The organism is Chryseobacterium sp. c4a (assembly GCF_009900745.1).
Taxonomy (GTDB): Bacteria; Bacteroidota; Bacteroidia; order Flavobacteriales; family Weeksellaceae; genus Chryseobacterium.
On sequence record NZ_WXVU01000021.1, the window covers coordinates 14,556 to 29,520 of the forward strand.

General features: G+C 35.8%; 10 protein-coding genes. 8 read left to right on the forward strand and 2 right to left on the reverse strand.

Annotated features, from left to right (window positions below):
- Positions 1-37 precede the first annotated feature (37 nt).
- On the forward strand, positions 38-772 hold the full coding sequence (locus GTR01_RS21415; RefSeq protein ID WP_160139763.1) for a LytR/AlgR family response regulator transcription factor: 735 nt from the start codon (positions 38-40) through the stop codon (positions 770-772).
- A 74-nt stretch (positions 773-846) separates the two neighbouring features.
- Positions 847-1,392 carry a lipocalin family protein gene (locus GTR01_RS21420; RefSeq protein ID WP_160139764.1) on the forward strand — a complete coding sequence of 182 codons (546 nt, stop codon included), beginning with the start codon at positions 847-849 and terminating at the stop codon, positions 1,390-1,392.
- Between the two features lie 52 nt (positions 1,393-1,444).
- Here the strand turns inward: GTR01_RS21420 and GTR01_RS21425 are convergent, their stop codons facing one another.
- On the reverse strand, positions 1,445-1,918 hold the full coding sequence (locus GTR01_RS21425) for a hypothetical protein (protein ID WP_160139765.1): 474 nt from the start codon (positions 1,916-1,918) through the stop codon (positions 1,445-1,447).
- A 104-nt stretch (positions 1,919-2,022) separates the two neighbouring features.
- Between GTR01_RS21425 and GTR01_RS21430 the strand changes: the two genes are divergently transcribed.
- The 4 genes from GTR01_RS21430 to GTR01_RS21445 all read left to right on the forward strand — a co-directional run bounded on the left by GTR01_RS21430 (position 2,023) and on the right by GTR01_RS21445 (position 11,602).
- Positions 2,023-3,273 (forward strand): CinA family nicotinamide mononucleotide deamidase-related protein, encoded by a 1,251-nt coding sequence (locus GTR01_RS21430; protein ID WP_160139766.1) that lies wholly within the window; start codon positions 2,023-2,025, stop codon positions 3,271-3,273.
- Positions 3,274-3,361: 88 nt separating this feature from the next.
- Positions 3,362-6,760, forward strand: coding sequence for a polysaccharide deacetylase family protein (locus GTR01_RS21435; RefSeq protein ID WP_160139767.1), 3,399 nt, complete (start codon positions 3,362-3,364; stop codon positions 6,758-6,760).
- 226 nt (positions 6,761-6,986) lie between these two features.
- The gene (locus GTR01_RS21440; protein ID WP_160139768.1) at positions 6,987-9,044 is read left to right on the forward strand and encodes a M13 family metallopeptidase; all 2,058 of its coding nucleotides are present in this window, start codon (positions 6,987-6,989) and stop codon (positions 9,042-9,044) included.
- A 461-nt stretch (positions 9,045-9,505) separates the two neighbouring features.
- Positions 9,506-11,602, forward strand: coding sequence for a M13 family metallopeptidase (locus tag GTR01_RS21445; RefSeq protein ID WP_160139769.1), 2,097 nt, complete (start codon positions 9,506-9,508; stop codon positions 11,600-11,602).
- A 65-nt stretch (positions 11,603-11,667) separates the two neighbouring features.
- Here GTR01_RS21445 and GTR01_RS21450 read toward each other — a convergent pair whose 3' ends face one another.
- On the reverse strand, positions 11,668-12,714 hold the full coding sequence (locus GTR01_RS21450; protein WP_160139770.1) for a hypothetical protein: 1,047 nt from the start codon (positions 12,712-12,714) through the stop codon (positions 11,668-11,670).
- Positions 12,715-13,060: 346 nt separating this feature from the next.
- Between GTR01_RS21450 and GTR01_RS21455 the strand changes: the two genes are divergently transcribed.
- Together GTR01_RS21455 and GTR01_RS21460 are read left to right on the forward strand one after the other, a co-directional pair.
- The gene (locus GTR01_RS21455; protein WP_185155156.1) at positions 13,061-13,507 is read left to right on the forward strand and encodes a type VI secretion system contractile sheath small subunit; all 447 of its coding nucleotides are present in this window, start codon (positions 13,061-13,063) and stop codon (positions 13,505-13,507) included.
- Positions 13,508-13,527: 20 nt separating this feature from the next.
- Positions 13,528-14,889, forward strand: a complete 1,362-nt coding sequence (locus GTR01_RS21460; protein WP_160139771.1) for a DUF5458 family protein — start codon at positions 13,528-13,530, stop codon at positions 14,887-14,889.
- The last annotated feature ends 76 nt before the right edge of the window (positions 14,890-14,965 follow it).

Here is a 14,965-nt window from a genome sequence, read left to right on the forward strand (position 1 = left end):
CTGCAAGTTATTAACTGAAACCTAATACTTAATCCCAATGAAAATTAAAGCTGTAATCGTAGATGATGAACTGATCGCAAGAGAAGTATTGAGAAGCTATCTTACTAAATACTGCCCACAGGTAGAAATTCTTGGTGAAGCAGAAAATATTAAAGAAGCTGTTCCTTTAATTGCAGAAAAACAACCTCAATTGGTATTTTTAGACGTGGAAATGCCTTTCGGAAACGCATTTGATGTATTGGAAGCCACCAAAGACTTTTCTTATGAAACCATTTTTATTACTGCATTTTCACAGTATTCTTTACAGGCTTTAAATAAGTCGGCAAGTTACTATATTCTAAAACCGATTGACATTCAGGAGCTCATTGTGGCGGTGAATAAAGTTGTTGAAAGTATTGAGAAAAAGGAAGAACTTAATCGGAATAAGATTTTGCTGGAGAACTTAAAATTGAAACCTGAAAAACAACAGCTTATCCTTCCGACTTTACAAGGATTTGATGTGGTAAAAACAGAAGATATTCTAAGACTTCAAGCCGACGGAAACTTTACTCAAGTATATCTTACAGACGGTTCAAAGAAAATGGTCTGCCGTTTTTTAAAACATTTTGATGATCTTTTAGAAAACCCTTTTGTGAGGGTTCACCGTTCCCATATTATCAACACTTCTTTTGTGAAATCTTATCATAAAAGCGGAACGGTAATGCTAGCTGATGATACTGAAATTGAGGTTTCCGGAAGTTTTAAAGACAATTTTCTGAAGGTCTTTTCTTAGAATTTATCGTTCCTTAACAAGCCAAAGGCATTATTTTTGACGTTTTCTTTAGAACCACACAAAATAATATCGTTATGAAAACCTTTCACAAAATAATCCTTCCCGTTTCGTTGGGAGCTTTGGCTTATATAGCTTTTCATTCATATTCTGTAGGAATTCCAAGAGGAGCTGTGGCTGTAAAGAATTTTGATGTAAAAAAATATCTTGGAAGATGGTATGAAATAGCCCGATTTGATTATAGGTTCGAGAAAAATATGGATAATGTAACTGCAGAATATTCAGAAAATCCGGATGGAACGGTTCAAGTTAAAAACAAAGGATATGATTATGTAAAAAAGCTCTGGCATGAATCCATTGGTGAAGCTAAATTTGTTAAAGATAAAACTGAAGCTCTCTTGAAAGTATCCTTCTTTAAACCCATTTGGGCTGGTTATAATGTTATTGATATTGATGAAGACTATCAATATGCCCTGGTTGCAGGAAGCAGCTTAAAATATCTTTGGATTCTCTCCCGAACAACTGTCCTCCCAGAGAGTATCCGACAACGCTTTATTGAAAAAGCACAGAAAATAGGATATAATACAGATGAGCTGATTTGGGTGAAACATAATCAATTGTAAGGTAGAAAGACAATATCACAACGTTGTAACATTGCCTTTTACCATTCAATTTTTATCCTTTAATATATTCCTTCCACTCCTCAAAACGATAATCAATGAGCTGTTTCATCAGATCATAATTCTCGTAAGTATCTTCAATATGGTAAAAGGTTTCATATTCATAGTCGTTTTCCTCTGCTTTGGCATCAAAAAGATTTACAAAATCATCAGCAAATGAACTGTATCTATTTCCAAAATCGGTATCGTCTGCATAATAATCTTTTGCGAAACTATTTCCAAGATCATTGAGATCATATTCAGAGAATTTCCCGTCACAGAAATCCATGATAAATTCTGCACCTGTGATTTCTCTTCGCTTTACTTTTTGTATTTCTTCTTCATTATCTTCCTTTAGTTCATCGGAGATCAAATCATTATTGATACACCAGTTCAGGAACATACCGGTATGGGTTGCTCCGTTTTTTTGAGGAAGTCCTTCAGGAAAATCACCACCATAATGCCATGAAGCATCATCATATTTAGACATAACTTTAACTAATTTCCGTCAAAAATAGAAAAAATCAATTTATATTGCCGCAGCCGCATATTTTTCCGTCATTTGCAGGAGAATTTTTTTCAAGAATCAGCTATATGGAAAAAGCAGTCCTGATCACTATTGGTGACGAAATCCTTTCTGGAAATACCATCGATACCAATTCCAATTTTATTGCCTCTGAACTTAAAAATATCGGGATAAAGGTTGTACAGATCTTTACCATTTCAGACGAAATTGATACCATCAAAAATACATTGAGTGAAGCCTTTGAACTGGGGGATCTCATTATCACCACCGGTGGTCTGGGGCCAACAAGGGATGATAAAACAAAAAAAGCACTTGCGGAGTTTTTCAATGATGAAATTGCTCTGGATGAGGTTACGTTTAATCATCTTAAAGGATATATGGAAAGACGTGGGCGTGCAGATATTCTGGAAAGAAACAAAGAACAGGCTTTTGTTCCTACAAAATCTATCGTTTTTCAAAACCATTTCGGAACAGCGCCATGCATGATGATGGAACTGAATGGAAAACTAAGTTATAGCTTACCAGGTGTTCCTTATGAAGTAAAACCTTTGATAAAAGATCAGATCATTCCTTATTTACAGGAAAAATTTAATCTTAATTATATTCATTCGAGAATTGTTTCTGTAGTTGGGATTCCTGAAAGTATTCTTGCAGATACAATTGAAGAGTGGGAGCTGGCTCTTCCTGAAAATATTTCATTGTCTTATCTTCCGGTAGGAACCAGAGTAAAACTAAGAATAACAGCCTCCGGAGATCATGAAGAAACCCTGAAACAACAGACAGAAGATGAAATCCAAAAGTTACTTCCCCTGATAAAGGATAATGTAATTGCTGTATCTGAAGATAAAATTGAAAATATCCTGGCAGAAATTCTTACCGAAAGAAAGCTTACTATTTCTACGGCAGAAAGCTGTACCGGAGGAGAATTAGCAAAAATGATTACATCAGTAGGCGGAAGTTCCAGATATTTTTTAGGCGGAATGGTAGCTTATGCCACAGAGAAAAAAATAAAAATTCTTAATGTTTCCAGAGAAACGGTGGATCAGTTTACCGTAGTCAGTGAGCAGGTTGCTCAGGAAATGGCAAAAGGATGTCAGGAATTGTTTGAAACGAACATTTCCCTCTCTACTACAGGAGTTGCCGGCCCCGGAAAAGGAGAGGATGGAAAAGATATAGGAACTGTTTTTTATACCATACGGATCAATAATCAGGAGGTAACTTCAAAATTATACATGCCTCATCTGGAAAGAGTAGATTTTATGAATTTTGTTTCCCAGAAGGTGATTCAGGATCTTGTAGGCCTTTTAATAACTCTATAATTTAACTTATTCTTTTTTAATTTTTTTTTAATTAATTTTAATGAGCTTTTTCACACTTTTTGAAAACATTCATTAAAATTTTAAAATCGTGGAGAATTCCAAACAGATTTTTCAGACCAACAGTAAAAAACGCTGGAAAAAAGTACAATGGGGAAGCCGTATCTTTATTTTTGTTGCGGTACTTCTTCTTTTGGCTTTAGGGCTGATGATGACCCTGGACAGAAGTCCAAAAATTCCTTTTAAGGAAGATTATAAAGCTGTTATTACAGCTAATAAACCCTATCTTCAAGAGAATAAAATTTCTAAAGAATACAAAGGATTCAGAAGTTTTATTTCCGAAAAAACAATTCATACCAATCTTGCCAAGATTCAAAAAGCAAGAGCAGAACGATATAAAAATCAAAACAGAAACTGGGCTCAGTTTCCTGGCGGAATCAGATCTGCATTTTATGTGGCATGGGATCCTCAGTCTCTGATGTCTTTGAAACGAAATATCAGACATGTCAATTTGGTATTTCCGGAATGGTTTTTTATTGATCCCAAAACAGGAGATCTGAAAACCAATGTAGACCCTGAAGGGTATAAAGTGATCAAGAGAACCGGAGTCGCAGCAATGCCAATGCTGAGCAATAATTCAGATAGAGAATTCCGTTCAGAGGGATTAGCAAAAGTGCTTAATGATCCTAAAAAAAGAACGGGACTGATTCAAAAAATTACTCAGCAATGTTTAAAATATCATTTCAAAGGAATCAATATCGACTTTGAAGATATGAATCTGAATTCTGATGATAACTTGATTGCTTTTATGAAAGAGCTTTCAGAAACCTTCAAAAAGAATCAGTTATTGGTGACTATGGATATTATGACGGATAATGATGATTACAACATTCCAAGATTAGATCCTTATGTAGATTACTTTGTATTGATGGCTTATGATGAGTATTCACCGGATAGTGATGCCGGGCCAGTGTCTTCGCAGAAATGGATTGAAGCTCAAACAGGTAAAATTGTTAAACAAACTTCTCCTCACAAGATTATTCTTGGATTGGGAGCTTATGGTTATGATTGGAGTTCCAATAAAGATGATAATACTTCGGTTACTTATATGCAGGCGATTACCAAAGCAAGTGCCAGCAAAGCTGTGATTGATTTTAATGACAACACTTTTAATCTGAATTATTCTTACACAGATTCTAAAAATAATACCCACACTGTATTTTTTAATGATGCTGCGTCCATTTTTAATACCATGCGTTTTTCATCCGAATATCCATTAGCAGGAACAGCCCTTTGGAGATTAGGAAGTGAAGACAGCAGAGTCTGGAATTTTTATGACAAGGATCTTACATTTGCAGGACTTTCCAAGTTAAATTTAAAAACTCTTGAGAATGTAAAAGGGCAGACCATGGTGGATTATATCGGTGATGGTGAGGTTCTGGATGTTCTGAATACCCCCCATGATGGTAAAATTGCAGTAGAAATAGATCCGAAGGAGAAAATTATTACGGATGAAAATTATATTACTTACCCAAGTTCTTATGAGGTGAAAAAATACGGGAGTGCTCCGCAGAAAGAACTCGTATTAACATTTGATGATGGGCCGGATGAAACGTACACTCCTCAGGTATTGGATGTATTATCTAAATATCACGTTCCAGCAGCCTTCTTTTTGGTAGGATTAAATGCAGAAAAGAATCTGCCATTGGTTAAAAGAATCTATCGTGAAGGCCATGAAATAGGAAATCACACCTTTACGCATGAGAATGTGGCGAAAGTGAGTCCGCAAAGAGCTTTACTTGAATTGAAACTGACAAGACTTCTGATAGAATGTATAACAGGCCACAGTACAATTCTTTTCCGTGCTCCTTATAATGCAGACTCTGAGCCTACAACTTCCGAAGAGATTATTCCGGTGGCGTTGGCAAGACAACAAAACTATCTGGATATCGGGGAAAATATTGACCCTGAAGATTGGCAGCCGGGAATAAAAGCAGATGAGATCGTAAAACGTGTAATGGCCGGAATCAAGCAGCAGAGAGGGAATATTATACTTCTTCATGATGCTGGTGGTGACACGAGAGAAGAAACTGTAAAGGCTTTGAAGATTTTAATTCCTACTCTTCAGAAACAAGGGTATCATTTTACCAATCTAACCAGCATTTTGCATAAAAGTAAAAATGAACTGATGCCGGAAGTACCGAAAACAAAAGCTTATTATGTAATGCAGCTTAATTTGGTATTGGCTACTGCAATTTATGGAATAAGTCATTTTTTGGTTGCTCTGTTTACTATTTTCATTGTGTTAGGGTTGATAAGATTGATCCTTATGGCGTACTGGGCTTTTAAAGAAAGAAAAAAAGAGAAGAAGCTTGGAGGGTTTCCTCTGTTGGAATCCTATCCAAAGGTTTCCATTATTGTGCCTGCCTATAATGAAGAGGTTAATATCGTTTCTTCTTTGAATAATTTATTAAAGCAGACCTATCCGAACTTTAATATCATTATGGTGGATGATGGAAGTAAAGATTCCACTTATGAAAAAGCTAAGGCTGCATTTCCGGATCATCCGGCGTTAAAAATATTTACCAAAACAAATGGTGGAAAAGCAACAGCCTTAAACTTTGGAATTTCACAAACCGATGCTGAATATGTAGTCTGTATAGATGCCGATACCAAGTTGCAGCAAGATGCTGTAAAATATCTGATTGCAAGATTCCTGAATGCAGGTTCCGAAGAGAAAATAGCAGCAGTAGCAGGAAATGTAAAAGTAGGAAATACCGTAAATTGGCTGACCAAATGGCAGGCTATAGAATATACAACCAGCCAGAATTTTGATAGACTTGCTTATGCAAACATCAATGCCATCACTGTAATTCCAGGAGCTATCGGAGCATTTAATAGATCTGTAATTCTTGAAGCAGGTGGGTACTCCTCAGATACCCTGGCTGAAGATTGTGATATTACAGTGAAAATCCTGAAAGCTGGCTATACCGTTGCCAATGAAAACAGAGCTGTTGCGGTAACAGAAGCTCCGGAAACCATAAAACAGTTCCTGAAACAACGTTTCCGCTGGACTTATGGAATTATGCAGATGTTCTGGAAACAAAGACAAACATTTCTTAACCCTAAATATAAAGGATTGGGACTTTGGGCGATGCCGAACATCTTATTGTTCCAATATATTATCCCGTTTTTTTCACCATTGGCAGACGTAATCATGTTCTTGGGACTATTATCAGGAAACGGAGGGAAGATATTTAATTACTATTTGCTTTTCCTTTTGGTAGATGCCTCACTGGCTTTGATTGCATTTATTATGCAACGGGAGAAATTAACGAATCTGCTCTATATCATTCCGCAAAGATTTGGATATAGATGGCTGATGTATATTGTATTATTTAAAAGTTTAAGAAAAGCATTGAAAGGCGAAATGCAGTCTTGGGGATTCCTGAAACGTACAGGAAATGTAAAGGAGATAACAACATCTTAAAAAGAGGCTGGAAGCGGGAGGTTGGAAGTTACTTTTAGTCGTATTATTACTACTGAGAGTTCCAATAAACTTCTTTAAAAGAGATAAAGAAATAGAGTAGTTATTCTTTATGACTTTCATAACCTCCAGCTTCCATTTCCCAGCTTCCAGCATTTATTTAAAATTATTTTACAAAAAAGTAACAAATAAGAAATAAATCATACATATTGTATAAATTGTTATCATAATGAAAAAACTAACGCTTTCTTTGTTTCTAATAGCAGGGATCTGCTCTCAAAATACGATGAGTGCACAAGGTACAGCTGCTAAAGTAGCAGTAAACAATACGGATAAAGGCTTAGACCTTAGCTTAATGGACACTTCGGTGCGTCCACAGGATGATTTTTATAACTATGTAAGTGGGACTTGGATGAAAACAGCAAAAATTCCATCCGATAAACCGACTTGGGGAAGCTTTAACAAATTGGCAGAGGATACGGATAACAATTCCATGACGATCCTGAACTCTCTTTTGAAAGATAAGTTTGCAGATGGAAGCGAAGGGAAAAAAATCCAGGATCTATATGCTTCTTATATGAATATGCAGAAGAGAAACGCCGACGGTATTAAGCCTATTCAGGATCACCTGAATAAAATTGATGCAATCAAAAACATGGCTGATCTTCAGAATTATTTGGCAGCTGTAACAAAAGAAGGTGAAAACAACTTCTACGGATGGGGAGTATATGCTGACCTGAAAAACTCTAACATGAACGCGGTTTACTTAGGAGAAGCTTCTCTTGGACTAGGAAGAGACTACTACCAGAAAGTAAATGAAAAAAATACTGAAGCTATTGCTGAGTATCAGAAATATGTAGCTTCAATGCTAAAAGAATTAGGATATAAAAATGCAGATGCAGCAGCAAAAGGAATTGTTGACTATGAAAAAAGCATTGCAAAAACATATCTGACTAACGAGCAAAGCCGTGATAATACTCTTCAGTACAATCCTCAGACAATGGCTGAACTTTCTGCTTTGGTAAAAGGAGTAGATCTTCCGGCTTACCTTAAAAAAGTAGGAGTAAATACTGATAAAATAATCATCGGTGAACTAGGGTATTATAAAAACTTCGATAAATTAGTGAATGCTCAGAATCTTCCGGTAATTAAAGATTATCTGAAGTTCCACATGATCAACGGAAGTGCTTCTTACCTAAGTGAAAAACTAGGAGATATGAAATTTGATTTCTTCGGTAAATACCTTAGAGGTCAGCAGGAGCAAAGAGCTTTAAACAAGAGAGGATTTGAATTAATCAACAGAAACATCGGTGAAGCTTTCGGTAAATTATATGTTGAGAAATATTTCCCTGCCGAAGCTAAAGCTCAAATGGTTGAATTGATCGACTATTTAAAGAAAAGCTTTGTAGTTCATATCAATAATCTTACGTGGATGTCTGCTACAACTAAGGAAAAAGCATTACAGAAGTTAAATAAATTCACTGTAAAAGTAGCTTATCCTGACAAATGGAAAGACTATTCAAAATTAGAGATTACTCCAGAATCTAAAGGAGGTACATTATACAAAAACCTTCAAAATATCGGTGAGTGGCAATACAACAGAGAATTAGCTAAAATTGGAAAACCGGTTGATAAAACAGAATGGGGAATGACTCCACAGACTGTAAACGCTTATTACAACCCTGTATATAACGAAATCGTATTCCCAGCTGCTATTCTTCAGCCGCCATTCTTCAACCCTAAAGCTGATGCTGCTGTAAACTTCGGTGGAATTGGAGCTGTTATTGGTCACGAAATGAGCCACGGATTCGATGATTCGGGAGCTCAATTTGATGCAGAAGGTAACTTGGTAGACTGGTGGACTCCGGAAGATAAAGCTAACTTTGAAAAAGCAACAAAAGCTCTAGCTTCTCAGTATGATAAGTATGAGCCTGTAAAAGGAACATTTGTAAACGGTACTTTCACAAACGGTGAAAACATCGCTGACTTAGGTGGTGTGAACATCGCTTATGATGCTCTTCAAATGTATTTGAAAGACAAAGGAAATCCAGGGAAAATCAGTGGGTTTACTCAGGATCAGAGATTCTTTTTAAGCTGGGCAACTGTTTGGAGAACTCTATCCAGTGAAAAATACATGATCAATCAGGTGAAGACAGATCCGCACTCTCCGGGTTACTTCAGAAGCTTTGCTCCACTAATCAACGTTGACGCTTTCTACAAGGCATTCGATGTGAAAAAAGGAGACAAGTTATACAAAGCTCCGGAAGACAGAATCAAAATCTGGTAAAATATACAAACCGCTCAGTAATGGGCGGTTTTTGTTTTTTTAAGAAGAACAGATGATAGATTGCAGATAGAAGATAAAAAGTGAAAGATTAGAATGTAGATTACATCGTAGATAAAGTTTCCATATCTACATAGCTAGATCAATAGAGATGGGCTTTAGCCCATCTAAAATAGATTAAAATTTTTCCATTGGCTTTAGCCAAAACATACTGTATAAATGGAATGCAATGACTAATCAAACCACAACCCATAAGGAATAACGATCATCATTTCTATAGGGTAGAAAAATGACAAAAATTCGAAGAACCTTTAATGGAGAGATTAACATCCTCACAATACCCTAACCTTAGACTTTAAATTTTCATTTCTTAACGATCATCAGTAATTCTCAATTATCCTTCATCACTTATCATTAAAGTTTGTATATTTGATAAGTTTGTGTAAAATCAAAAATTATCTTCAATGAAAAAGCTAAATATTGGTATACTTGCCTTTTCGGGTATAGTATTGCTAAATTCGTGTGGTGCAGCAAAGACTGCCGGGACAGAGACAAAAACAGAGGCTAAAGCAACAGTAGCAACGCCGGCAAAAGAAGAAGCAAAAGAGGAAGGGATCAATTTATCTTATATGGATACAAGTGTTCGTCCGCAGGATGACTTTTTTAGCTATGTGAACGGAAATTGGGTGAAAACTACTCAGATTCCTTCAGATAAAGCCAATTGGGGATCTTTCAATGCTTTGAGAGAAAATGTAGATGACGCTTCATTGGATATTTTAAATAAAATTCTTACTGAAACATATCCTGCAGGCTCTGAAGGACAGAAGATCCAGAGTCTTTATGCTTCCTTTATGGATACTGCTAAAAGAAATGCAGATGGATTAAATCCTATCAAAACAGATTTGGCAAAAATAGAGGCTATTAAAAGTGTAAATGACCTTCAGAAATATCTGTTAGAAGCTACAAAACTAGGTGATAACTCCTTTTACGGATGGAGAGCCGGAGCCGATATGAAAAATTCTAAAATGAATGCAGTATATCTTGGCGGGCCGGATCTTGGTTTAGGAAGAGACTACTATCAGAAAGTTAACGAAGCCAATACAAAAACTTTAGGCCAGTATCAGGCTTATGTTGGAAAATTATTTGGCGTTTTAGGATATAAAAATCCTACTCAGGCTGCACAAAATGTAGTGGATTTTGAAAAACAATTGGCAAATTATTTATTGACATTAGAACAAAACAGAGATGCTAATTTAAGATACAACCCTAAAAACGTTTCAGAATTATCAGGATTAGTAAAAAATGTTGATCTTGCAAAATACCTGAAAGATGCAGGGGTGAATACAGATAGAGTGATTATCGGAGAACTGAAATACTACCAGAATATGGATCAGTTCATCACACAGAAAAACTTACCTTTATTAAAAGATTACCTTAAATACCATTTAATTAATGGGAATGCTAGCAACCTTGATGAAAATCTTGAACAAATCAGATTTGATTTCTATGCAAAAGATTTACAGGGGCAGAAAGAACAACGTCCTATGAACAAAAGAGGGTTAACTCTTGTGAACGGAGTTCTTGGAGAAGCATTTGGAAAATTATATGTAGACAAATACTTTACTCCAGAAGCAAAACAGCAGATGGAAACCTATATTGATTACCTTTTAAAATCATTTAAATCTCACATTGCAAGTATCGATTGGATGTCTCCTGAAACCAAAGTAAAAGCTCAGGAAAAATTATCCAAATTTACAGTGAAGATTGCATATCCGGATAAATGGAAAGATTATAGCCAGTTAAAAGTAGAATCCCCGAAACAAGGAGGATCATTATATGCTAACTTACAAAATGTATCAGCTTGGCAATATCAAAGAAATCTGGATAAAGTAGGAAAACCGGTTGATAAAACTGAATGGGGAATGTCTCCACAAACAGTAAATGCTTACTATAGCGGATCCAATAACGAAATTGTATTTCCGGCAGCAATCCTTCAACCTCCTTTCTACAATCCTAATGCAGATGCTGCAGTAAATTTTGGAGGAATTGGAGCGGTAATCGGTCACGAGATCTCTCACGGTTTTGATGATAGCGGTTCTCGTTTCGATGGTGATGGAAACCTTAATAATTGGTGGACAGATGCTGATCGTAAGAACTTTGATACAAAAGTAGGTCAGTTGGCATCTCAATATAGCGCCTACGAACCCGTAAAAGGAAGCTTTGTGAATGGTAAATTTACAAGCGGAGAAAACATCGGAGACTTAGGTGGAGTAGCAGTAGCTTACGATGCCCTTCAGATGTATCTTAAAGATAAAGGAAACCCAGGAAAGATCAGTGGATTTACTCAGGATCAAAGATTCTTTATGAGCTGGGCTACCGTTTGGAGAACAAAAGCTACTAACGAATATATGATTAACCAGGTGAAAACAGACCCTCACTCTCCGGGAATGTACAGAGCTTTCGGACCATTGGTGAATCAGGATTCATTTATCAAAGCATTTGATATCAAACCGGGAGATAAAATGTACAAAGCTCCTGAAGACAGAATAAAAATTTGGTAACAGTACCGAAAAATTGTTAGAAAAGAAAGAATCCATCTCAACGTAATGTGGGATGGATTCTCTTTTTAATATGCTTTTTTATAATTCCGGATCACAAACTTTATTCCGGTCTCTATAATATCTCCCATCGTTTTGCAATATTTGAAATTCACATCATACGTGAGTTTTTGTAAAGCTGTTTTTAGTTCTGTAACATTGGCTTCCGGTGCAAGATCTTCTTTTTTCATAATAGAAATGAGTTCATCGAATCTGTTTTTACTGCTGGTTACCCTTTTTACAATTTGAGAACGTACTTCTTTACGATACTGTTCTATAGAATTAGGTTTCAGCCGTTCCAATACCATTGTAACCATCGGATTGTTTTCTTTGAAATACTGAGGAAGATAAACCTTTAAATTCCCTTCATAGCTTTGCTGATCAAAATCGATGGGGCGAATTCTATAAATAACCTGGTCAAAATCATGTATTGGAATAATGACATAATTATAGGAACGCATATCACCCAACAGCCCGATAAGACAACGCTCATTGAATTTTACAAATTCCTTAGAGATCTGTGCCTTTTCCAGATCTGTACAGTTGGGCATATGTTTTTGAATAAATACATCCCCAGGAATTCCTAATATATGTTCCTCTATTAAAGTGTTTTTGTAAATCAGAAAGTTAATTCGGTTAGGAGAAAGCAGATCTTCAAGTTCCAGCCCGTATATGCGGGAAGCATCCGCTTGTTTAATATAAAAATTAGTATAATTATCATTCAGGATATTTCTTACCCGAATTCGAAATGGTTTAGAATTTCCGAAAGTACAAAAGTCTATGGTATCCACTGCCAGGTAAGGTAAAGTAGCCTCATCTCCATCAGAGTGAAGGAGGGTATATATCTTATTTAAATTAGCCTCTATTTCTTTAAACTCATATTCAGGATACATTACGCCGAGCCATAAAGTATCTTTGCCATCTTTATCCAGAATATTTATACTATCACTGAACCTTAACAGATCTTCATATAAGAAGTGAATCTTGGTCGTTCTGTTATGTTTTTCCAAATACTGTTCTAGTGATTCCGAAACAGGATATATGGGTTTTCTAAACGCAATCTTTACATCTTTCATTACTCTGTTTACTTTACTTAAATATAACGAATATTTTTTCCTCACATCAGAAGAATTCCTGTTTTAATATGTGCTGGATATTTTTTATAAATCTAAAAGATATCGGGATTTTATATTTCTTTGGTTTTTATTTATTTTTTCATAGCTTAGTGACCTTATAAGACTTTGATTTTATGTTAAATAAATGAATATGAATTTAAAATAAATAAGAAAAATCTTGACAAAATTTTGTATGTTACAGTTTTTTTTTAAATTTAAACTCTGGATTTGTATTTAATCCAATTTACATGTAAATTGTTAAAATACAGATCCAACCCAAAATAGTAAATCTCAAAATAATAATAATATGGCAATGTTTAATTATGGTGTTGGCGGAAACGAGGTAAAAGTAGACGCTAATGAAGCTATTCAGGAAATCCAGGAAAATAAATCACTGATAGTAAGCCAGCTTACAACAGACGAATCTTATACCCCTGAAATTGTAACAGGATTAAAAACAGTGGAAGACGTGTTCAAACACTTTCAGCCTTCGGTTTCAGTACAACATGAGACAGAAGATGGAGGATTAGTAGACGAGGAATTCCGTTTTCAAAATCTTGGAGACTTTACTCCTAAAAGCCTTACTCAGAAATCTGATTATCTTCAGCAATTGAGCATGGAGCAGGAGCAGTACAACAAAATTGTACGTCAGCTGAAAACCAATAAAATTCTTCGTAATATGCTAGAAAACGACCAGACAAGATCGGCGTTCATCGAAGTATTGAAAGAAGTAGCACAAGAACTTGAAAAATAATTAAAGACTTACATTAAATCATGGATAGCAAATTACAGGCGCAAGAAAGCCAACAGCAGGGGCAGCAGCAACATTCAGGGCAACCGAAGGGTAACCCGCTTGCAGAGCTCAATAAAATGGGAGGTTTTGGCTTTGTTGAATCCGTTGTAGACGGTATCGCCAATATGAACCCAACAAGAAAAGCAAGGAAAGAAATCTTCCTTAACGATAATAATAAATCAGAAGAAAGAAAAGAACTTCTTCAGAAGATTAACCTTTGGGTAAGCCTTTTAGAAGGTAGTGAATCTGCAGATAAAATGGCTGATACGTGCAAAACTAAAGCACAACAGGCTGATCAAAATTTAAAGAAAAACCTAAAAAATACACTAGATGCAGTTCGTCTGTTGGAAACCAACTACAGAACTGTAGCTCAATTCTACAAAAATACAGAATTGGATAAAGTGGATAACGTAAGTATTGTAAATGCAAGCCTTGATCAGGTTTCAGACCTAGACAATCCTTTATTCATTGATGCTATTTCTGAAGAATTCAAAAATTACTACGACCGTTTAGACCTTAGAGATAACTATTCAATCCTAGCAATCCCTGGATATTTAGGATCAAATAAAGTGATCGAAAAATGGGCTAAAATCTGTAACGAAAATAAAGTAATGATGGTTACCGATTTCGCTAACCTTGATAAGCCGGATGACGTAGTAGATTTATTCCACTCTGCAAACCTTACAGGAGGTGAGCTTCACAGAAGTAATGTTATCATGACATGTAACTGGCTGGTAGGACGTGGAAAAGCTGAAGAAGTAGGAGAAGAAGAAAACGTAGAACTTCCACCTTCCACTTCATTAGCAGGAAAGATCCACAAAACGCTTATGTCTCAGGTAGCAGCTGGTAAAAAACACGGTAATATCAACGAAGTAGACGCAGTGAAATTCGAATTGAAGAAAAGTGAAATTTCTCAGTTGGAAAAAATGGGTCTTGTACCAATGGTTAACGAATATGGTAAAATTATGGCTTTCTCTGCGAAGACATTATTTACAGGAGACAACATCGGTCTTCAGACCTATTCCGTAGTTCGTGTATTCGACTATGTAACTAAAGTATTACTAGATTTCTTAAACAGAAGAGCTTTCGAAAACTGGAATGCTAAAAACGAAGACGATTTGAGAAGACAAATTGTAACGTTCCTAGATAATATTAAAGGGCCGGACAAGTTGATCGAGAAATTCAAGATTGTTCGTTTCGAGCAGGATAGAGTAAACAAAGACAGAGTATGGCTTGATATCCGTATGACCCCTTATTTCCCTACAAAAAGTTTCGTTATTAAACTAGACGGACACAAAGGAGATGATGGTAACGAATGGGATGCAGAATACGCTCAGGAATAATAACACCTTATTTAAATAATAAAAACCGATGCATTTTTTACATCGGTTTTTTTCTACCAATACCTATGAATATTAA